Source organism: Actinospica durhamensis (genome assembly GCF_018139695.1).
GTDB classification, from domain to species: domain Bacteria; phylum Actinomycetota; class Actinomycetes; order Streptomycetales; family Catenulisporaceae; genus Actinospica; species Actinospica durhamensis.
The window spans coordinates 1-21,870 of the sequence record NZ_JAGSOG010000142.1 but is presented as its reverse complement, the minus strand read 5'-3'; the positions used below and the strand labels follow the sequence as shown (position 1 = coordinate 21,870).

The window sequence follows — 21,870 nt, the reverse complement described above, 5'->3', positions numbered from 1 at the left end:
CGCCACCGCCACCGCCACAACGGTAAACCCCTCGGTCCCACAGGCTGCCCTCCATCTTCGACCGCTTCCGCACCGTTGCTGGACTCCCCCACTTCCACATCCACCACCTCAAACACACCACCGCCACCCTCCTCCGCGAGGAAGGCACCGAACTCCACGTCATCTCCGGCGTGCTTGGCCACGCCCACCTGGGCACCACCGCAGACATCTACAGCGAAATCCGCCCCGCCACCCAACGCACCGCCCTCACCGCACCCGACCACGCACTCCGCAGAGAACCATAGCTGCACTGACGGCAACGCCCCTCCACGCCCCGGCTTGATGCTGTGCAAATCAGGCCGGGGCTTTCGCGTGCCTACAGACGTGATCAGGCCACGCACCGCGGACTTCACCGGTCTGCGCTCTGATGGCAACGCACTCAAATCATCAATGCCCTGTGAAGGTGAACCTGACGGAAACACACTGATGACCATGCGTCGGTCAAACGGATGAGACCGGCAAATCAGTACGAGTCACAGGGAATCCACTGCCGTCAAAGCAGCCGATGAAACAGCGGAAAATCCGCTGGGCGACACCGAGAAACGCCGACGGAGCCCTACTATGAGGAACGCCTCGCCAAAACCCTTCGGCTCGACACCCACAAGGACGTGCTTGCCCGCTTCGTCGCCACCGCCTGAACCTCATGGCTGGTCGACGGGCCCTGACTGCCTGACGGACGAGCCGTTCGACCCGCGCGCTCTGACGCCCGACCATGATCAAAGACTTGTGGGGAGCTCGTAGCAACCGTTATCGGCCGCGGCCGCAATGGCAGCGGACGCTCTCGTCAAGTTCGACGTCGAAGCGATGACGTAGATCGTGGCCTAGCTCAACCAGTTCTCGAATCTGCTGGAAGGTCAACCGCCGACCTTCCCACATCAGTTCGGCGAGGCCATCAGCGTACGCGGGTGCAGAGATGTTCTCGGTCACGGCGACGTCACACAGCACGGCAAGATCACCGACGGGTATGCCAAGAAAGTACGCGAACCCGCTGACGAGTTGCGGGTCGAGCGCCTTGCCTCCGAGGGCGATCTGGTTAACCGTGGGCCTCGACAGGTATGGGCCCCCCGAGTAGAGCAGCAACTGAGCGGGCGACGTGCCCTTGAAATTTCGGTAATGCAACAAGCGACCAATGATCGCACTTGTCTTGTCTTCAGGGAAGGGACGAAGCGGCGGGGGCAGCAGCCCTACGAGTGGCAGTTGAGGCATGGCTCGGGCTGCAGCGAGAAGGGTCGGCCGGGCCAGCGGCATGGCGACATAATCCCAGGCGATCAGGCCCGGATCGGCTTTGGGATCCGTTGGGGCGAGATCGGCGGGCAGGTCCTGTCCGGCCAGCACGAACAAGTCGGCTGCGTGCCAGCCCAGCACTGGAGCAAGGTGCCGCAACGACTCCGGTGCTGCAACGTCGCCGCCCGTCTCTCTCGCTACCGCCACGGCGTTCCAGCCACGCCGATCCGTCAGCCGACGCAGGAGAACCTCGAACTCCATACGATCTCCCCAGCCTATTGCTCAGCGGGTCATTTATCTGCCTTGCGTTGCCACTATCGCAGCAACGCATGGTACTGATTGTGCATCAATGCTCAGGAGCCTGCATTGTTCCGCGCGTGCGCGACGGCATCCTCTACAGCGTCAAGGGCAAGGACACCTTTATCCACCCCAAAGCCAAAGAACGCATGCAGCAACAGGCCCGGGAACGGATGACGACCGGCCCCGTCGAGATCACCAACGAGGAGCAGTACCAAGCGATCTACGCGGGGTACCAGGCCAAGCTCGATGCCGCCCTAAACGAGGTCGAAGCCGTCCTCGCCCGCATCGACGCCGACCTGGAGAAGGTCTACATCGAGCTCAGCCCCGCCATGGCCGTCACCCACCTCTACGTCATGCGACAGTTCGCCGGCCACGGTCTGGGGTCCCGCCCAAATCCCTCAAGATCCCCCGGCACCTCCGCCTACAAGTGGACCGTCTTCGGCGACCCCGATCTCACCGACGAGGAGATCGACGAGATCTACCGCAAGCGTGAGGAACAGGCCCGCAGGCGCGAAGCCCGCCAAGGCGAGCAGGCCGAATCCACCGACCGACAGGCCGACGAACCCGACACCGGCGAGAACTGACCGGCACACCGCCGACCTGCAGAGCATCATCAACCCCTGGTCGAAAATTCCCCCACAAGAATCAAGCACAGCCAGCCCGCTCCGTAGGCCGGCTGTGGCGACCGCGTGCACGGGCCGGTCTTCGCTCCTTGTCTCCGCCACCGCGCGACCGGCCCCAGCCCCCGGCCGCAACTACCTCCCAGATGAGCAACCGGCACGCCCGAACCGTGGCAGCGGAAGCCGCGCCCTAAACCAGATGACGCCACCGGGCCGAGCTGACACAACGTCAACCAATTGACGGCCGCGCCGCGGCAGACGCAGGCCGCTGACCAGCTAGTATCGCACCCCGTGGCTCGCGACCCGTGTAGAAAATCAGAACCCTCTGACGGCTGCGCTGACGGCGACAGGAGCGCACACCATTGGCCCCTTGCCCGATTTACACGATTAATACCATCGCAAAGGATTGGGGCTAACGCCAAGGTCAGTCAGCCAAGACCCATATACAGCCTAATTCGATTGACAACCTCGCCGAGGCTGCCCACACGATACTCCTTCGACTCCGCACCAACTTCTCGCAAGCGATACTCCGCACCTTTTTCCTGAACGAAAATAACTCCACGCCCATGCTGTGCCGGGTGAACCTTGAAGCGAATCTCCCCGTAACTAATCTCGGGAAACAGCCCTCGTAGCGCCTCGTAATTATGCAACTTAGCAAGCAGAGGCAGGCAGCTAGATGGGTATCCAGAGCCCAGCAAATTCTCCCACTGAGCTTCCGCCACGTTGCCCCGTTCATGCGCATTGGCCAATTCACCGGGAATCATGAACGGGTGATCGGATGTAAAGCGCCCAATATTTGCACCTTCTCGCCACGCTGCGACAGCCGCGAGGGCACCGTCTAGATTGGTCGTCGAGCCCGTAGCCCACTCGATCCCAGACTCATAGATCCCGACAAGGAAGATCCTTCGCTCCGCTCCCAGAAGAATTGTGGCGAACCCGCGGGCTGTCGTTAGCTTCACTCCTCCAACGCAGTTGGCAAGCCCGTCGAACGCCAAGCCTTGGTTACGCGCAAGGCGCTCGACCGAAGCAGCTGGGCCGCCCGCGAAATCAACCTCAGGGTAAAGACGCTGCAAACTACCCATTTCCCCGGAAGACATACCCTACTCACCCCAATCAACTGCGCCATCACACATACACATCGTGAACTTACTATCCACAGGGGCAAGCTTGCCAAAATCTGACCAAACTGGCTCAGTCGGTCTGACAATTGGCACAATATCGCCATTCGCATCGGCTCTATAGAAGTTTACAGAGTCCCAAGTGCGCTGTCCCTTGGACACCGCCCTCGCGATCCAGCCCATTTCAGTCTCCGTAGCCAAACCTCCTGCTTCAGTTAGTCCATTTCTCACCGCGCCTTCGAAGTCCGTTGTCCAGCCAGTCATGTTGACATGGAGCTTGACGTTAGGGTCGCCGATCTGACGCTCGACGGGAGTTCGCCATCCATCGTTTGGCGCATTGATGTAATCTTTGAACCCATTATCACTCGCCCACTTGCTGGTGCCCTTGGTGCGCCATCCTAATGCGAGATCGCAGTTATGGACGAGAACCGGTGTGGACCCGGCTACGACGTAGAACGTGTGCAGGGCACCGATGGTCAGGTCGTAGGTGGTGCCGTCCGCGTGAAAGAGCCGGATGCCGGTGATCTGGGCGGGGCCGGCGGGGCTTTGCAGGAGGTCGCCGGGCTTGAGGTTCTGCGCCTGGATGAAGGCGCCTTGGGACTCGTCGTAGAAGGGGTGGGTGAATGTGGTGGTGATGATTGCGGGCGCGGCTGCGGACGTGACTGCGGACGCGGGTTCGGGGTGCGGGGGGCGGCGCCGTTGCGGGCGCCATGGCCGCGGTGGCGGCCATGGCCGTTGCGGCGAGGGTCTTGGTGAGCTTGGAGGCGGCCCGAACGGAACCGGGCTTGGTGACGGGCTTGACGGTTACGGCGACGTAGTCGTGGTCGGTGTGGGTGACGATGACGGCGTCGACCTTGTGGGTCTGCAGGCCTGGCTTGCCTGCGGCGGAGTTGGCGACGAGGTCGCCGACGTGGAGCTGGTCGATCGGCTTGCTGGTGCCGTCGGCCATGAGCACGCCGGTTTCGCCGGTGAAGCTGTGCGTGACGCACTGCACCGCGTTCTTCACCGCGTTGACGAACTTGTTCTTGAGGCTGCTCGACGGTGCCGGGTCGGCCGGATCGCCGTCGTCCTTCGGCGCCGGGAGGTCTCCGTTCGCGTCGGTGGCGCCCGCGCTGCTCCCGGCGTCGGCACCTTCGCCCACGCCCGCGCCCGCCGACTGCGCGGCGTTCTCCAGGGCCGTGTCGGCCAGGGCGCTCGCCGCGACCGGGTCCGCGTCGTCGACCGGCACGGTGTCGGCTGCCGGCGCCGGTCCGTCTACCACCGCGCTGGAGTCGACGGTGTCGAGAGCGCTGGTGGCGAGCATGTCCGGCGGCAGGACGATCTTCACGATGGGCAAGGCCGCTGTGGCGACGGCGGCCGTGCCGAGGGCGAGGTTGAAGAAGTCCGAGCCGGCCTTGGTCAAGTTGCCGCTCTTAAGGTCCTGGTAGGTGGCTTTGAGCGCCTTGTAGGTCTGTTTGACGGGGACGACGATGTCGATCAGGTCGATGACGCCCTTACCTAGATCGATCGGGTTCTTCGACTGGGAGAAGTTCATCAGGCTGTTGCCGGCGGCCTTCAGATCGTGCTTGATCCCCGAGATCAGGTTCTTGTGCGTCTCAGGAGTCGGATGTTCGGTGGCCTCGAACCAGCTCTGCAGTCCGTCGCCGACGCCGATTCCGAATTCCTTCAGCCCGTGCAACGTGACGCCGGCCTCGACCTTGGCGACGTTGAAGTTGAACAGGTCGCTGATGAACCCGCCGAGAGACCAGTGGCCGGTGGGGTCGGTGTTCACCAAGGGGTTGTCGTCGCCGTAGGCGAAGGGGTTGGCGTTGGCGGTGTCCGGGGCGGCCGAGTTCGCGGCCGTATCGGCAGCGAGGAACTGGCCGGTGGACGGGTTGTACCAGCGTGCTGCCATGTTCACGTGGCCGGTCGCGCTGTCGGTGTACTCCGACTGGTAGCCGAGGGTCACCCCGGTGGTGGCGCCGGTATCGGTCAGCACCTCGCCGAGGGGGTTGTAGGTCTCGGTTCCGGCCAGGCTGCCACCGCTCGCGGTGAACGCGCCGACCACGTCGGTGTGCGCGTCGGTCCACAGCAGCGCGCTCGTGCCGGTGGCGGCGTCCGCGGTGCCGATCAGGTCGCCGTTAGGGTCGCGGCTGTAGGAGTTCGCCCCGTCGTAGGACACGTCGTTGCCCGTGCCGCTGTATTGCAGAGTGGTCGACCCTGTCGTGCCAGCGGTCTCGCCGAGCAGACGTCCCAACGCGTCGTACGTGTATCCAGCCGTTCCGGCGCTGACCTGCTGGCCGTACGCGTCCGAGGCGAGCGAACTGGTGGAGGTCGCTCCGGTCGAGCTGACCGTGGCGATCTGCGACACAGTGCCCTGCGCCGTGTATGTGTACGCGCTTGAGGAGGTGTTGACCGAGTCGGTGACACCGGTTACTTCGTCGCGCGCGTCATACGTGAGTGTTTCAGCGCTCGTGGCCTTGCCGGTCGCCACGGACGTCGTGGTGATGCAGGTTCGGTTCGAGTCCGCGTCGTAGGAGTACGCCGTGGACGTGGTCGGGGTGGACCAACTCGTCAGCCGAGCGGCTTGGTCGTAGGTGTAGGTGTTGGCGGTTCCCGAGGAGTCCGTCTTGCCGGTGAGGTCTCCGGTGGCGTCCCATCCGTATGTCAGGGCCGCGACTGTGGTGCCAGACGAGGTGGCGAGGGTGTCGGAGGTCGGTTCGCCGACTGCGTTGTAGTGCAGTGTGCGCACGTCGCCGCCGGTTCCGTAGGTGATGGTGCCCGTGTCGGAGGCGGGGTTGTACCCGTAGGTGAGCGTGGTTCCGGTCGTCGGGTCGGCGAGGGTGGAGAGCCGGTCCGCGGTGTCGTAGGTGTAACCGGTGGTCTGCGTCGTGGCGCCGGTCCCGTTGCTCGCGGAGACCTCGAGGCTGTCGCCGTTGTAGGCGAGGTCGCTGGTGCCGGCGCTCCCGGTGACGGACGTCAGGTCGCCCCGGTCGTCGTAGCCGAAGGTCTCGGCGGTGGCGTTGGTCCCCGGCCCGGCGGTTCCGGTGGTGGCGGTGGAGCTGGCGCTCGGGCTGCTGCTCGCGGTGAGTGTGTTGGAGGTCGCGGCGGAGGTCACCCGTCCGTCGAGGTCGTAGCTGAACGACCGGGTCGCCGTGGGTGCGCCGGCGCCTGTGCCGCTCTCGGTGGTCAGGTCGCCGTAGCCGTCGTAGCCGTCGGTCTGCGTGACGCCGCCCGGCTCGGTCACGGTCGCGATCTGGCCGTCCGCGGTGTAGGCCTTGGTGGTCTCGCGGTCCGCCGCCGAGGTGTACGTGTTCGATGACGCCGCGGGCTCGACGGCGGTCTCGGGCAGCTGCCAGGCGTTGTAGGTGGTGTAGTCCGTGTGGCCAACGTCGCCGATCTTGCCCTCGCCGTTGCCGGGGTCGACGCTGTCGCCGTCGGCGAACGCGGTCTCGTTCCCGACGGCGTCGTAGCCGTAGGCGTCGCCGACCGAGTCGGCCGGGGTGCTGTTGACGGGCTGGATCTCGGCGGTGAGCAGGCCGGTCGGGTCGTACTGGTACTGGGTGAAGGCGTAGGAGGAGTTCGCCACGCAGGTACTGGTGTAGTTCGCCGGGGTCACCGCTGCGGAGCCGGTGGCCGACGGCGGCCCGGGCAGGGCGGCCACGGAGGTCCCGGGTAGCGGGCCCTCCGCGCAGATCAGGTTCCCGTCGTCGTCGTAGACGTCCTGGGTCCAGGTCTGCTCGGTGCCGAGCTTGTCGTAGGCGGCCGTGCCGATCTGGCGACCGGCTTCGTCATACGCGCTGGTGGTGTACGAACCGTCGGGCTTCGTCGTCTTGACCACGCGCCCTGCCGCGTCGTAGGTGTAGCCGGTCGTGCTGGCCGCGGCGCCGGTGCCTTCCGTGACCGCGATCTTCTCGCCGAGCACGTCGTAGGCGTACGTCTCGGTGGTGCCACCGCCGTCGGCCGCGGTGGCGCCCGCGTGGGCGCCGAGCACGGCGTCAGGGCTCTGCACCTCGCTGAGCCAGCCGCCCGCGCCGTAGGTGTAGTCCGTGGTGTAGGCGACGCCCACGCTCTGTCCGTCGGTCGGATCGCGTTCGATGCGGGTGCTGGTCGCCACCCGGCCGAGGAAGTCGTAGGTCTGTTGCGCCTGGACGCCGAGCGGATCGGTGACGGCGAGCTCGCGCCCAGCCCGGTCGTACGTGTACGAGGCCGAAGCGGTGGTCCCTGCGGTGTAGTCCGTCGACGTGCTGCTCGAGGCCTTGCCGAACTGATCGTAGGCGACCTGGCTGACGAGTCCCGCCGTGAAGGCGGTGGAGCCGGAGGCGAGGTAGGAGTCGTACGCGACCGGATCGACGGTCTCGATCGGCTCGTCCGCCCCGTCGTACTTCGTCACCGATTCCGCGAGCGTCGCGCTCGTCGCCCCGGGGGCGGTGTACTCGGGTTCGGTGGCAGAGGTCCGGTTCCCGTCCGCGTCGTAGCTCGACACGGTCGAGTCCGCGGTCGCGTTCTTGGTCCCGGCCAGGCCCGCGTTCGGCGAGTCGGCGCCTTCGTACTCGACTTCGTCGCCGAAGGTGTCGTAGCCCGTCGTGGTGATCGCGTACGCACTCACTTCGGTGGGCGACATCGTGGCGACGTCGAAGGTCGTCGAGGTGATCTTCGGGGACTGCGTCGCGACCAGGCGGCCGGCCTCGTCGTAGATGAAGTAGGTGGTGGAGGCGGCCGCGTCTCCGGAGGCGCCGTTCGGCGAGGTCTGCGATGTCGGCAGCCCCCGCTCGTCGCGTGTCGTGGTAGTGGTGAGCGTGCTCGATCCGTCGGCCACGCTCTGGGTCAGCTGCTCCCCCATCGGGCTGTAGGTGTAGGTCTCGTCCTCGACCACGGTGCCCGAGGCGCCGGGGCCAGCGGTCTTGGACTCGCTGACGTATCCGTCGGCACCGTAAGCCAGGGTATTGATTCTGTCAAGGCCCGTCGTGACCACCGCGGTCGGCGAGCTGGGCGTGGCCGGGTCGAGGGTCGTGGTGATCTGACGTCCGGCGGCGTCGTAGGTGAAGTCCGTGACGGTTTCGTCATCGGACACCGTCTGGGTCAGGTCGCCGGCATTGTCGTACCAGTTCAGAGTCGTGATCATCGCCTTGCCGGCGGCTTGGTCCGCGGCGGCGGCGCTGGCCGTCCCCGGGCAGATGGTGCTCTGGTCCGTGGCGATGCGGATGACGGCGTAGGTCTCGTCGTCGTCGTAATAGAGGTAACAGGTGGCATAGCTCGCGTTCGCGTCCGCCGCCGGGCTCGCGGCGTTGTAGTCGCCGTCGGACTCCTCCGCGAGCCGGCCGGCCGGGTCGTACCAGCGCCGGTCCAGGGTCAGCCAGGCTCCGGTGGTGCTGACGGTCCCGTCCGGGTTGGTGTTCAGTTCCTCGGTGACGGCGGCCCGGTCGTTCGCGTCGTAGAGGTACCTCGTTGCCCGGCCCTGCGGATCCGTCTGCGTCTCGACGTTGCCGAACGCGTCGTAGGTGTACGTCGTGGTGTGGTTCTGCGTGGTGTCCGCGGGGATGGTCGTGGTCACCCCAGCCGTGGTGCTGCTCGACGGGTTTCCGTCCGGCGAGGTCTCGCCGACCTTCTGGTCGTCACCGTTGTAGGTGTAGGTGGTGGTGCGCGAGTAGTCCCCGCCGGTGGAGTCCGCGACGGTGCTCGAGAGCAGGTTGCCGTCGGCGTCGTAGGCATCCGTGGTGACGGCGGTGTGGGTGACGCCGGTGACGCGGTCGGTGGTGGCGGGCGCGACGGACTGGACCACCCGGCCATCGCCGTCGTAGGCATAGTCGGTGGTGAGCGATGCGCCGTACTGCACCAGCGGCGCGGGCACGTTCGCCGAACCGGTGACGGTCTTGGCCAGGACCCGTCCGAGGCCGTCGTAGCTGTAGAGGGTCTCGAGCCCGTCGGCGTTGACGGTCTCGCAACTGTCACCGTTCGGGTAGTAGAAGTACGAGGTGACCGGCAGCGGCGCGGCGCCGGTGTTCTTCGTCGTGCTCGCCAAAAGGCCGGCCGGTGCGTGCTGTGTGGTCGAGAGCGTGCCCGGACTTCCGGGCACGCAGGCCGGGAAAGTCATGGTCGCGTTGGTGTAGACGCTGGTCGTCGAGGGGCTGGCCGGCGGCGTCACGGTGGTGGCGTTGCCGCTGGCGTCGTAGCCGTAGGTAGTCCGGTACGTGGTGTCGCTCGGGGAGGACGAGCGTGCGTCGCTCGAGGTCACCACCAGGTCCGCGTCCACGTCCGCGGTGTTCGCGGGCTCACTGTGCGCGCTCCAGTAGAACGCGGCGTACGAGGTCTGGCACGCGTTCGCGGCCTGGTTCTGGCAGGTCGTGGTGGACACCGCGTTCCCGCGTGCATCGCGGCCGGTGATCGTCTCATCGCCGTTCGCGTCGACCGTGGTGGAGGCAAAGCCGTTGATGTCGTAGCCGTAGGTGGTGCGGTCGCCTTCCGGGTCGGTGTAGCTCACCTGGCGCCCGTCGTGCAGCGGGTCGAAGGCGTAGGTCTCCGTGCCGGAGCTGCCGGTCAGGGTGTTGGCGGGGTCGGTGACGGTCACGGTCTCGAGCGGGGAGATCGAGCCGACCGCGTTGTGGTAGGCCTGCCAGAGCGTGGAGACCTGGTCCTGGCTCAGCGCGCTGGGGAAGAGCGCGACGTCGGAGACGTCGCCGGTGAAGTTCCAGTAGCCGCCGCGCACCGTCGTCTCGGGCCAGGCGCCCGAGGCGTATCCATAGCCGATGAACGAGTTCGCCTGGCCCTCGTTGTTGAAGGTGCCCGTCTCGCTGCCGACGAGCGAGCCGTCGAGGTACATCGACTGGCTCGTGGCGGCCGCCGAGAGCACGACGTAGTGCCACTTGCCGTCGTCGACCGGTTGGGCGGATTCGACGTACCCGGTCGAGCCCATGTACCAGCCGCCGTACAGGCGCCCGTTCGCACCGACGTACAGCGGGCAGTCGGCGAAGCCCGGGGTCGTGCCGGCTCCGGTGTTCTGCATGCAGTACAACGGCCCGGCGGTACTGGTGAGGAACCACATGCCGATGCTCTGCGGCACCGTGGTGCCGGCGTTCTGGGGCAGCTGTATGTAGGAGCCCTGTGACGCGGTGAATTTGGCCGCGGTGGTGCCGTCTGCGTCCGGTTGGAGGTTGAACGGGCTGGGATCGGCGCCGAGGCCGACGTTGTTGTAGGCGGCGGCGATGGGCGGGTTCGTCCAGGCGTCCGCGTTCACCTCGTCCGCCGGATAGCTTCCGCTCGTGTCCTCGAGCCGGTAGTAGGACGAGGGCGCGTCGGCCAGCACGGCTTCCCGGAAGACCTGCCCGGAGCCGGTGACGGCCGGTGCCGAGACCAGATAGGTGCCGCCGTTCGCATCGGTGACCTGCTTGACCCGGCCGGTGACCGTGTCGTACTTGATCACCGCCGCCGGCTGCTCGGTCGTCTGCGTGCCCGCCGCCTGCGCGTCGGGCCGGTTGACCTGAGTCAGCTCCTGCGCCGGGGTCGTGGCGGCCGAGTACAGCGAGGCGACCTCGGTCGCGGGCACGCCGTCCCGGTACACGGCGAGGTCCGCGATCGAACCGGTGAAGAACCAGTTGCCCTGCGCGCTCGGCGTGGCCGGCCAGTTGGCGCCGTTGTAGCCCGCGCCGACGTACTCGTACTGCATCGCAAGGTTGTTGATGGTCCCGGAAAGTGTGCCCACGGGCGCGCCGTCCAGGTAGAGCGTCTGGCTCGTGCCCTCGCCGGAGAGCAGCGCGAAGTGCCAGGTTCCGTCGTTGACCGCGGAACTCGTCGTGATCGGGTTGGTCGAACCGATGTACCACTCCGCCCGCAACTTGCCGTCCGTGCCGATGTAGAGCGGGCAGGCCTGTTGTGTGGAGGTCCCCGTGATGGCGATGTTCTGCTCGCACAGCAGAGGCCCGGACTTGGTGGTCTTGAACCACAACCCGGCCGAGATGTACGTGGAGTTGAGCACCATCCCCGACGGCAGGGTCATATAGGAGTCGGTGCCGTTGAACGCCGCGCCCGTCTCGCCCGAGCCAATCGCGGTCATCGGGCCGACGGGGCTGGTGGTGGAGGAGTCCGGGCTCAAGCTCTGATAAGCGGCGACGCCGGCACCGATGTTCGCCGCCACGAGCGAGGTGCCCACCGTGTTCCCGCCCGCGGTGTCCGACATCGGCCAGAACTGATAGGCGCCGGAGTCGAGCACTGCCTGCCGGTAGACCGACCCGTCCTGGTACGTGTACGTCGCACACGTGCTCGAGGCCTGCGCGGACGCGGTCGCGCTCGGTGCGCAGACGGTGGCCAGCCGGTCCGCGCTGTAGCCGTAGGTCCACAGCTGCGCGGTCGAGGGGGTGTTGGCGGTGGCGTCGTTCGTCAGGACGGAGGCCACGTGCGGCTGCGAACTGCCTTCGTCGGCCGGGATGCCCTCACCCGACTTGATGTTCGGCCACACCCAGTTGAAGGACAGCAACCGCCCGGTGACCGCGTTCGCGATCGTCCCGACCTCGGTGAAGGTGCCTGTCACCGTGATTGTCGCGCCGGAGTCCTCGATCTGGCGGCTCAGGCTCACCTGTTGCCAGGTCACCTGCAGCGCCACGCCCTCGTGATCGGTGACCGCGGTCAGTCCGAACCGGCCGGGCACGCTCTTCGACCCCTGATTCAGCGTGCCGGCCGTGATGACGTGCCCGAACGTGTAGCTCGTGCCGTCTTTGTCGCTGAGCGTGTAACCCACCACGGTGCCGCTCGAGGTGATCGGCGTGAGCGTCGCGTAGCGGCCCTGGGGCGGCGAGTAGGACCCGTCCGCATTCAGCCCGAACACCACCAGCGACCCGTCCGGGTAGGTCACCTCGGCCGTGCCGAGTGCGCCGGAGGGACTGAGCCCCTCGGTCACCTGCGCGTCGAGCAGCGAGGACCAGCCCGCGCCGAACGCGCCCGTGTGCGAATCGTTGAGCGAGTTGTAGTCCCGCACCACCGCGAGCGACGGCCCGACACCGGCCACGTCCGCGTCCGTGGCGCTCGCGGTGTAGTCGCCCGACTCGGCGTCGAAGCCGTGCCCGTCGGTGGACTGCGACATCGCCTGACCGAGCATCGGACCCGGCGCCGTCGTCGCGAACCAGTTCGTCGGTATCTGCGAGCCCGGGTCTTCGCACTCGTACCCGTCCCACACGCAGACTCCCCACTGGTAGGTATTGCTCCAGCGCAGCGTGTGCGCCGGCACCGACCAGGCCCCCGAGGACTGCAGTTGCGAGTGCGCCAGCGGCGTGCCGTTCGCCGAGTAAACGTAGAACTCGTACTGCACCGACGCGTCCGGCCACGCGTCCGCGTCCGTGCCCGACGCGGTGAACTCGGGCGTCAGCGTGGAGACCGCCGTGGCCGAGGCAGGCGACATCGTCGAGAGCGTCGGTGCCACGTCAGGCGTGTAGGTGAGTGACAGGTACGGGCTGCACGCGGCGACGTCCGCGGAATCGAACATCCGGTAGTAGGCGGTGTTCGACTCGCTGCCGGCGATCAGGAACACGCCGTTCCATTTGTAGGTGCCCACCGCGAACTGGGAGAGCGCCGCGGCGTTGAGCGTCGTACCGATCCAGTTCCCGCCGGCCCCGTTGCAGGGCCCGGTGTTGACCACGCCGCCGCCGTAGGTACCCAGCTCACTGATATAGCTGCCGGGGGCGTTGCCCGCGTCGAGCGTCGTCGGCGACCACGGGTAGGCCGAGGAGTAGACGGAGAACGGGTCGGTGCCGGCCGTGGAGCCTGAGGTCATGAACATCGTCAGGCTCGCCGCGGTGATGTGATACCCGGTCTGCTCCAGGCCGCTCGGGTAGTTGATGTAGGCGCGCTGAATGTCCTGGCTGGGGCTGGTGGTGTACCCGACACCCAGGTGGCCCGGGTCCGCGGCCACGGTGCTCGTGCCCGTGTTCGAGTTCCAGCTCGGGTTCGCCGCCGATATGTAGGCCGACGTCTCGGTTCCCGGATTCGAGAGCGTCGGGTCGACGGTGACGGGGAACTTCCGCGCGGAGCTCGCGAGCCATGCCGCATCCAGCGTCATCGTGAGCCGCTGGACACCCGCGACCGTGCTCAGCGTGTACGTCACGGCCTGCGTCCGGGCGCCGGCGGCGTCGTTGGCGAAGGGCGCGGGCAGGACGGCGACGACGGCGCCCGACGTATTCGTGAGCTGCCACCGGCCGGCCTGCGTGCGGCCCAGCCTCAGGCCGGTGACGGCGAGCGGGAACGTCCAGGTGTGTGCGGCGGCCGCCGAGGCGAGGGTGAGCTCCTCCTTCACACCCCAGTTCTCGCTGATGAGGGTGAGGTCGGTCTCCGGCAGGATCGCGCGGTAGGTCGCGACCGAGCCCGTGACCGAGCCGGTCACGTCCGCTGCCCCGGACAGATTCCATCCGAATGCCTCGCCCGCGCCGAAGCTGAGCGCGACGAGCTCGGCGGGCGAATTCGTCGCCGAGCCGGTCGAAGCCCGCGCTCCCGGCGTGTAACGAGGCGCGTTCGCCGCCTGGCCGGAGTCCGCGGCCAGCATCAACCCGAAGCTGTTCGCCTTCTGCTGCCACCCGGCCGCGCCATTCTCCAGCAGGCTGGTGTCGATCGGTGCCCAGGTTCCGGCGGCGGTGCGGTAGTTCACCGCCGCCGCCGAGAGCTTCTCCGTCTCGGTGCCGTCCGCGTTGCGCCACCAGGAGGTCTTCGCGCTCGACTTCGCCGCCAGGAACGTGCTCGTGGCCGGATCGAATCCGCGGCGGATCGAGCCGGAACGCGCTGGATGGACCCGCTGAGTCTCTGCGGCCTCCGCGGGCTGCTGGCCGATGCCCACTCCCGGCGCGCGGCCGGATCCTGCGTGCGCCTTCGTACCGCCCGGCGCCACCCCGTGCCCGTATTCCTGTCTCGGCGCCGGCGCCGGCGCGGGCGCGAACAGGTCCTTGACCAGCCGCTCCACCCCGCCGAGGGGCAGCCGCCCCGGGGTGAGCTGCGCGGCCGTCGCCGACTGGGTGCCGATCGCGACGACCATCAGCGCGAAAGTCAGGCTCGCCACGATCCGGCGGGCCTGACGACTCCAGATCCGGCGCTCACGAGACTTCGACAGCATGCGCATACACCCCCAGGGTTTCGGAGCCCGCGGCGCACGCGGGCGGCGCATCTGTCTAACACGCACTCAGATCAGCGGACCAGCGTCCAGTCCGCTGTCCAGGACAGCCTGGACGTGCGCGGACGCGGATCCTTAACCTGGCCCTGATGCACGGCATCGCGGTGCACTGATTTGGGGGATCCGCGTCATGGCCACCTCGCCCCGCAACCGGGCGCGCACAACGCCGCCCACCCCGGCACGCGCGCCGATCTCCCGGCGCGCCCGCAACGGGCTGTTCGCCGCGGCCGGCGTGCTCACGGCGCTCGGCGTCGCCCTCGCGCTCCTCGCCTGGCCTGGCGGGGCGGGCCGGCCGGGAGAGATCACGCCCGTCGCACGCGCCCGTACGTTCACCGCGTTCGACGCCTGCCTGCTCACCGACCGCGGCGGGCTCGAAGGTAGCGCCGCGGCAGCCTGGACTGGCATGCAGCGCGCCGCGGCGGCGACCCACGCGCAGGTCAGCTACCTGTCGATGCAGGGCCCGGAAACGGCGGGGAACGCGCAGACCTACGTCGATACTCTGGCCCTGCGCGGCTGCGCGATGATCATCGCGGCCGGCCAGACTCCGTCCAGCGGCGTCTTGGCCGCCGCGCGCACGTGGCCACGTCTGCCCATGCTCGCCATCACCCCGCACCCGCCGACCCGGGCTCCGGGGAACGTCACCGTCCTGACGGCGGCCGCCGACGCCCAGAGCCGCGTGCAGGCGCTGGTGCTCGCGGCCGGCCGCAGCGCGGGCACGGCCTCGCCCTGAGCCGCTCACGGGCCCAGACCGTCCTCGGCGCCGCCGAGGGCCACCATCATCCACATCCGTACACACCAGGAGCCGCACCCGTGTCTGTCCGCGCCCGGAGGGCAGCCGCCCTCACCGCCTCCGTGCTCGCCGCCGCCCTGCTCACGCCCGGCGCCGCGCAAGCCGCCGCCCGGCCGCTGTCGCATCCGGGGAACGAGAACGTCGCCAGCAGGCCGTCCCTGTCCACCCAGGTCACCCACGCCACCGTCACGGCGCGCTCGCACGGCCTGACCGCGGCGCTCACCCCCGTCAGCCCGCGAGGCTCGGGGCTGAGCATCGACCTCGACGCCTCGACCTCACGCACCGCCGTACCCGGCGCGCACGTCACCGGCTACCGCTTCTCCTTCGGCGACGGCCGAACCGCGACCGGCGACTCCAGCCGGGCCGCGCATCGTTACGCGCGCCCCGGCACGTACACCGTGGCCGTCACGGTGACCGACTCGACCGGCCACAGCGCCACTGTGGACAGCACGATCGAGATCGCGGGCAGCGACTTCACGCCGGTCGCGCCGACGCGCATCCTCGACACCCGCTCCGGCCTCGGAGCCGCGAAGGCGAAACTGACCACCACCACGTCCGTCCACATCCCGATCACGGGCGTCGACGGCATCCCCGCCGACGCCACCGGCGTGGTGCTCAGCCTGATCGCGGTCGACACCGTCGAGAACGGCGCCGTCACCTGCTATCCCGACGCCACCACCGAGCCCGGCGTCTCCAACCTCAACTTCGGCGGCAATCAGACCATCGACAACCTCATCACCGTCCCCGTGCCCGCGGACGGCGCGATCGACTGCGCCCTGAGCGGCGACAGCGGGTCGAGCGCCGACCTGATCGGCGACCTCGAGGGCTACTACTCGAGCGGCTCAAGCTCCAGCTACGTCGCGATCCAGCCCGGACGCATCCTCGACACACGCACCGGCCTCAACACGGCCAAGACGAAGCTGGCCAACGGCCACAGCCTGACGCTCACCGTCGCCGGGGCCACCGCGACCACCAGCACCTCGAGCACAGCCACCACCACCGAAACTCTCCCGACCAGCGCGATCACTGCCGTGGCACTGAACATCTCGACCACCGACACCAGCGGCAACGGCGTCCTGACCGCCTTCCCAGACGGCTCGGGCTCCCCCACCGGCAACGTGCTCAACTATTTCAGCGCGAACACCGACTCCAACCCCGCCGTCGTCCCGGTCGGAGCCGACGGCAAGATCGACATCTCCAGCATCGGCACCGAGGCCAGCACCACCGACGTGTTCGCTGACATCGAGGGCTACTACACCACCGGCGCCGGTGGTGCGGTGTACGTGCCCGCCGCGGCCATCACCCGGATCCTCGACACCCGCTCCGCGGCGGGCGGAGCCGTCATCGCCGGCGACTACCGCAACCTCACCGGCCTGACCACCGCCGACGGGGTCACCGCGTACGTCCTCAACGCCACGATCACCCAGCCCACCGCCAACGGCAACCTCTGCGTGTTCCCGACCGGCAGCATCAACCCCCTCGACGTCGCCGCATCCAATATCAACTACGGAAACGGCGAGACCATCGCCAAATTCGTCCAAGCCACCGCCGGCAGCACCGGTACCAGCTTCTTCAACGACGCCACCAGCGGCAGCACTCAGCTGCTGGTCGACGAATTCGGGTACTTCACCACCCAGTGACGTCACCACCCGGCGACTTCGCCACCCGGTGACGGCTCGAGTCCGACCGGGGATCGGATCAGGCCCAACCGGTGTCCAGACGCGGAGAGTCCGCGCCTGGACACCGGCACTTCGACTGCGTCAGCCGAGCCCGGGCCGCAGCGACGCGGTGTGCGGCATCGTCGCAGCCGAGAGCTCCGGCGCCTCGGAAGCGCTCGCCCCCATCGTCACCGGCACAGCGTTGCCCGACGGCTCGCGCGGGAATGGATTCGCAATACTCGAGTTTGGCCGTGTATGCGTTCAACCACGCCGAGACGGTACGAGCTCGGTCGACGTGTACTGACTCCGGGCCGTCACCTCTACCTCGACACCGGACGCCCGAACGAGCCTCATCGCCCCAGGTCTGACGAGCCCACTCTCATACGCATAGATCACCGCCCGCGTCCGATCCCGCAGCCCGAGCTTGCCCAGGACCTGGCATCAGTGTTCCCAGCCAGTACGGGGGGTTCACCGCCCGCCGCTGATGCTCATCCCCAGCTGCCGACAACCGCAACGCGAGGCCGCGTTCTTGCTGTTCAGCGCCTCAACGCGCAGCCCAGGACCCCTTGGAATCAATCATCTGGCCTGAACTGCCGACATGTCACTGAGGCTTCTGCGCATGGCGGCCCGCTCGGCTACACCACGCCATGCGTCGGCGTGCGCCTGTGCCAGATGCTGCAGATTCTCCAACGCGTACTGTGGGGCTGAATCGACGAGCCTGTCCGATTCCTTCGCGAGAACCGGATACGCGCTCAACAGCCGCAGCAGCAGCCTACCCGCGTCGGTCGATCGCAAGGCCGGGTCGCCGGCGAGCCGGTGCAATCCTTGCCGCGAATCGTGCTGAGGCCGCCTGGGGCTGATGGGCTCCGTCTTTCGCACGGCGACTGATTCGAGGTGCGCCGCAGCCAAGCCAGCCTTCACCGTGCGAACGGTCTCCGGTGAGACGCCCGCACGTACCGCGATGCGGCGCAACGAGGCCGACGTGTCCTCACCCAGCAGGCGCTCCACCTCCATCCTGCGCGCGCGGGCATCGACAGGCCTGGCCCTGCCATCGGCCCCGACCCGCCGGCCGCCGAGCGTCGCGTCCTCGGGACCGATGCGGGCACGGATCGCGGCCACCGTCTTGTCCGAGAGCCCCGCCGCGGTCGCGACCCGCCGATTCGACCAGTGCGGATGGCTGCTCAGGATTCGCGCGGCCGCGACACGCCGATCCCGCAGCGGCAACGGCAGCCCGTGCGCCACGTTCGCGCGCACCGCGAGCACGAAAGCGTCGGCAAGCGTGCCTTCGAAATAGCGCACCGCGATCGTCGCGAGACCGCGCCGACGCGCCGCGAGCAGCCGGTGCATCCCGTCGATCACCCTCTTCGACCCTCGGTGCACCAGAATCGGCGGCAACTCGCCCACTACCTCGGAAAGCACTTCGACGCTCTCGTCGCTACAACCGTCCAAGCGCAGCGCGAAGCCGCGCCGCAGGCATTCGATCGCCACCTGCAAAACCGGCAGTCCACTGAAATCCAACTCGGTGTCAGACATCCCGTTTCTCCCCTCGGCACTAGGCTTTGCCCTGCTTTCGCAGCAACCTGTCTTTTGCTCTCCACAAGCCGACCGTCATCCGTATCCAGCTCGCGAATGCCTGGCAAGGTACTGTCGATTTGACTGAACGCCTCGCTTCCGGCCCGCTCAGCAGTCTGGCTCAGAAACCGGCTCGCGCCATCGAATCCTGCACAACCCTGCACACCTGGCCATCCACTCATGGCAGCTGGCATCAACGGTTTCGGTACTTGCCCTGCACGGCGAGCGACGAGGCGGCCCAGAGAAACGACTGCGGAAGGACTCGGTCACACCGCGGACCACCACCGCCTAGCGCAATCGGAAACGAACAGACTACGATGATTGACATGGCGGATGCTCACATCGACACCGCTCCAGACCCTGAAGCCGCCGCGGATCTCGCGGAATTCGTTCGGGAGTTGGGGCGGCTTCGCGTCTGGGCTGGGAACCAGCCCTACCGCCAACTCGCCAAGTCCGTCGGCTCCCGCATGAACCCGCCGCGCAACGTTCCCTATCGCACGGTGGCCAGCATGTTCCAACCAGAACGGCGGCGGCTGGATTTGGATCTGGTGGTCGCGATCGTGCGCGCGCTGGGTCTGCCCGAACCGGACGTTGCACGATGGCGTGCGGCATGCAACCGAGTCCACGCCGAGTCCGGGCTCGCCAAACCTGCCAAGGCATCGCGCCACCTGCCCGCGGACACGCGCAGGTTCATCGGCCGAGCCACGGAACTCGACAGGTTGCTCAACAGCTCCGACGAAACCGAGGGCGCCGTTTCGCCCGCAGTGGTGATCACCTCGATCGACGGCATGGCGGGAGTCGGCAAGTCCGCGCTGGCCATACGTGCCGCCCACCTGTTGGCCGACCGTTATCCAGACGGACAGTTGTTCCTCGACCTGCACGGACACACACCAGGACTGGCTCCACGCGAGCCGGCTGACGCTCTCGCCACGCTGCTGACCGCGCTCAACGTCGCTCCTGACAAGATCCCCGCCGGTCTGGAAGCCCGGGCGGCGGCCTACCGCAACCGCCTAGCCGGCACAAGAACCATGATCGTGCTCGACAACGCCGCCACTGAGACACAGGTGAAGCTGCTGATTCCCGGTGCCGGCGGCTGTCTCGTTCTGATCACCAGTAGAAAGCGCCTGAAATCCCTGGACGAAGCTCACACCATTGCCCTAGACGTACTGTCGAACACGGACGCGGTCGCCCTACTGCAAGCCATTCTTGAGCCCACACTCGCGCCAGCCGAGGATCCCGGTTGGCAAGAACTGGCGGACCTGTGCGGAAATCTGCCGCTGGCGCTTCGCATCGCCGCTGCTCTGATCCGGCACCGCCCCGCCTGGACGCTCGACAACCTGGCCGTGAGGCTCCGCGCGGCGCGTACAGAGCTTCGTTCCTTCACCGACGGAGAACGAGACCTCTCAACGGTCTTCGGCCTTTCCTATCAGACCCTCACCGACCCGCAGCGCCTGCTGCTCCGGCGCTTGGGCCTGGTCCCGGGACCGGATATCGACAGGTACGCCGCTGCCGCGCTCCTGGTCACCGATCCAGCCCGAGCCGACCAGCTCCTGCAGGACCTGGTCGATCACCACCTTTTGACCGAGCCGGCCCCGGACCACTATCGGATGCACGACCTGATCCGTGGTTACGCCTACGCCCAATCCGCGGCTCTGGATCCCGAACACGAACGCGAATGTGCTCTAGATCGCCTTCTGCGCTACTACGCCCACACCGCACGATCCCTCTCTCGCTCCGTCTCCGTTCAACCGCGGATCGAGCCGGACACACCTGAACCGACGCATGCGCCCGACCTGCGTGATCCAGCGACTGCCCTGGCCTGGCTGCGGGCTGAGTACACCAACCTGAACGACGCTGCCATGTACGCCCACGTCCGTCGACTTCACAGCCACACCGTCGCACTGGCCGCGGCGCTAGCCGACATCGTGGATATCGACGGTCCCTGGACCCGCGGTCTGAACGTGCACCAGTGCGCCGCCGACGCCGCCGAACTCCTGGGCGAACCCACTGCTCACGCCATCGCCCTGACCGATCTCGGTCGCATGAGATGCATGACCGAGGACTATCCGGGGGCAGAAGAAGCGCTCACCCGGGCATTGGAGATCTTCCGGACACTCGGCCATCGCATCGGCGAGGCCATCGCCTTGACTGGCCTGGGGCGCGTGTGGAGCAACACCGGGGACTACACCAGGGCCGAGAACAGCCTCGGCGAGTCGCTGGAGATCTATCGCACGATCGGCCACCGTCACGGTGAAGCCAGTGCTCTCGACGACCTCGGGCGCGTGCACTCCTTGACCGGAGGCCAGCAGAACGCGGTCGATGCCTTCACCCTGGCACTCGAGATCTACCGTGAGCTCGGCCACCGGGGCGGCGAAGCCAGCGCTCTGTCCCGGCTGGGACACAGCCGGTCCCTGATCGGAGATTTCCGCGGGGCCCAAGAGGCTCTCACCGCTGCGCTGGAGATCTGCCGCTTGGTCGGTGACCGCAGGGGCGAAGCGAGCGCGCTGCACAACGTGGGACGCATACTGTCAGTGGTTGCGGACTTTCCCGCAGCCATCGACGCGTTTACCCGGGCGCAGGCGGCCTACCATGCACTCGGCTTGCGCAGGGGCGAAGCCGCCAGCCTCGCGGACCTGGGTCGGATGCGGTCCGTGACCGGCGACTTATCGGGGGCCGAGGAAGCCCTCAACCAGGCCCTCGCGGTGCACCGTACGCTCAGCCAACCAGACGGCGAAGCGACGATCCTGACCGAACTGGGGCAGGTATGGAAGAAAACCGGTAACCACTCCGAGGCTCGCGACGCCCTCGAACGTGCACTGGAGATATTCCGCACGATAAAGCGCCTACCTGGCGAGGCCTACGCCCTGACCGCGCTAGGGCATGTATACAGCCTCACCGGAGATCACCCGGCCGCCGAATGCTCTCTCACCCGAGCCTTGGAGATCTACAGCGAGATCGGCGAGCACGGGAACGTGGCGTGGGCGATGAATCACTACGCCGCCGCCGTCGCCTCGGCCGGCGATCAGCCCCGGTCCCTCGCGCTCTACCAGCAGGCCCAGGCTATGAACCAGAAGTTCCACAAATTCGACGACGAAGCGATCTCCTGGGAAGGTATCGGCGACCACCACCTCGCCGCCGGAGACATCGATCAGGGAACTGTGCACCTTCGCCGAGCTCTGGAACTGTATGAGCGCCTCGGAATGACCGATGACGCTCAACGGGTCACACCGCGACTCGCGGATCTCGCCAACGCGCAACCGCGAGGTCCCTCTCTGACAGTCTCGACTGAGCCTGGATCCACGTGTGCCACGAACGCAGAAGGGATCTCAGCGTGTAGGTAGATGAGCATCTTGGATGCGGTGCTGTACGAGAGATGAAGGTTTGGCCCTTCGGGGCCGCCCCTGCGGGGGGAGGCTCCAAACCGCCC

At 67.4% G+C, this 21,870-nt stretch carries 10 protein-coding genes and 2 pseudogenes; 5 read left to right on the top strand and 7 right to left on the bottom strand.

The window, feature by feature from the left end; all coding sequences use genetic code 11:
- Positions 1 to 182 (bottom strand): hypothetical protein (locus tag KDL01_RS43730; protein WP_246576918.1); only part of this gene is annotated, 182 nt, incomplete at its 3' end.
- Here KDL01_RS43730 and KDL01_RS46030 point away from each other — a divergent pair.
- Entirely contained in the window at positions 99 to 284 is a 186-nt protein-coding gene (locus KDL01_RS46030; protein ID WP_368861639.1) for a hypothetical protein, read from the top strand. The two genes, KDL01_RS43730 and KDL01_RS46030, sit on opposite strands and share 84 nt — an antisense overlap.
- Before the next feature lie 502 nt (positions 285 to 786).
- Here KDL01_RS46030 and KDL01_RS24415 read toward each other — a convergent pair.
- Positions 787 to 1,524 (bottom strand): hypothetical protein, encoded by a 738-nt coding sequence (locus KDL01_RS24415; RefSeq protein WP_212530923.1) that lies wholly within the window; start codon positions 1,522 to 1,524, stop codon positions 787 to 789.
- A 116-nt stretch (positions 1,525 to 1,640) separates the two neighbouring features.
- Here KDL01_RS24415 and KDL01_RS24410 point away from each other — a divergent pair, with 116 nt between their 5' ends.
- On the top strand, positions 1,641 to 2,147 hold the full coding sequence (locus KDL01_RS24410; protein ID WP_212530922.1) for a hypothetical protein: 507 nt from the start codon (positions 1,641 to 1,643) through the stop codon (positions 2,145 to 2,147).
- Between the two features lie 464 nt (positions 2,148 to 2,611).
- Here KDL01_RS24410 and KDL01_RS24405 read toward each other — a convergent pair whose 3' ends face one another.
- From KDL01_RS24405 to KDL01_RS24400, 3 genes and pseudogenes are all read right to left on the bottom strand, one after another.
- A complete protein-coding gene (locus KDL01_RS24405) occupies positions 2,612 to 3,280 on the bottom strand; it encodes a hypothetical protein (protein ID WP_212530921.1) in 669 nt (222 codons plus the stop codon).
- Between the two features lie 3 nt (positions 3,281 to 3,283).
- On the bottom strand, positions 3,284 to 3,886 hold the full coding sequence (locus KDL01_RS46025) for a Hint domain-containing protein (RefSeq protein ID WP_368861638.1): 603 nt from the start codon (positions 3,884 to 3,886) through the stop codon (positions 3,284 to 3,286).
- Between the two features lie 1,174 nt (positions 3,887 to 5,060).
- Positions 5,061 to 12,353 (bottom strand): annotated as a pseudogene (locus KDL01_RS24400) (LamG-like jellyroll fold domain-containing protein); the annotation flags it as partial.
- A 2,200-nt stretch (positions 12,354 to 14,553) separates the two neighbouring features.
- On the opposite strand from KDL01_RS24400, the gene KDL01_RS24395 reads away from it, so the two are divergent.
- Together KDL01_RS24395 and KDL01_RS44760 are read left to right on the top strand one after the other, a co-directional pair.
- Positions 14,554 to 15,153, top strand: coding sequence for a type 1 periplasmic-binding domain-containing protein (locus KDL01_RS24395; protein ID WP_212530919.1), 600 nt, complete (start codon positions 14,554 to 14,556; stop codon positions 15,151 to 15,153).
- Positions 15,154 to 15,233: 80 nt separating this feature from the next.
- On the top strand, positions 15,234 to 16,853 hold the full coding sequence (locus KDL01_RS44760; protein ID WP_212530918.1) for a PKD domain-containing protein: 1,620 nt from the start codon (positions 15,234 to 15,236) through the stop codon (positions 16,851 to 16,853).
- Between the two features lie 372 nt (positions 16,854 to 17,225).
- On the opposite strand, the pseudogene KDL01_RS46020 reads toward KDL01_RS44760, so the two are convergent.
- A pseudogene (locus KDL01_RS46020) lies at positions 17,226 to 17,306 on the bottom strand (DNA-binding response regulator); the annotation flags it as partial.
- Positions 17,307 to 17,447: 141 nt separating this feature from the next.
- Positions 17,448 to 18,404, bottom strand: coding sequence for a ParB/RepB/Spo0J family partition protein (locus KDL01_RS24385; RefSeq protein ID WP_212530917.1), 957 nt, complete (start codon positions 18,402 to 18,404; stop codon positions 17,448 to 17,450).
- A 365-nt stretch (positions 18,405 to 18,769) separates the two neighbouring features.
- On the opposite strand from KDL01_RS24385, the gene KDL01_RS24380 reads away from it, so the two are divergent.
- A complete protein-coding gene (locus KDL01_RS24380; protein WP_212530916.1) occupies positions 18,770 to 21,784 on the top strand; it encodes a tetratricopeptide repeat protein in 3,015 nt (1,004 codons plus the stop codon).
- The last annotated feature ends 86 nt before the right edge of the window (positions 21,785 to 21,870 follow it).

Bases quoted from the DNA above. Each gene is read 5' to 3' on its own strand.
- KDL01_RS24405 (WP_212530921.1), bottom strand. From the start codon at position 3,280: ATGTCTTCCGGGGAAATGGGTAGTTTGCAGCGTCTTTACCCTGAGGTT.
- KDL01_RS24395 (WP_212530919.1), top strand. From the start codon at position 14,554: ATGGCCACCTCGCCCCGCAACCGGGCGCGCACAACGCCGCCCACCCCG.
- KDL01_RS24380 (WP_212530916.1), top strand. From the start codon at position 18,770: ATGGCGGATGCTCACATCGACACCGCTCCAGACCCTGAAGCCGCCGCG.
- KDL01_RS24415 (WP_212530923.1), bottom strand. From the start codon at position 1,524: ATGGAGTTCGAGGTTCTCCTGCGTCGGCTGACGGATCGGCGTGGCTGG.
- KDL01_RS24385 (WP_212530917.1), bottom strand. From the start codon at position 18,404: ATGTCTGACACCGAGTTGGATTTCAGTGGACTGCCGGTTTTGCAGGTG.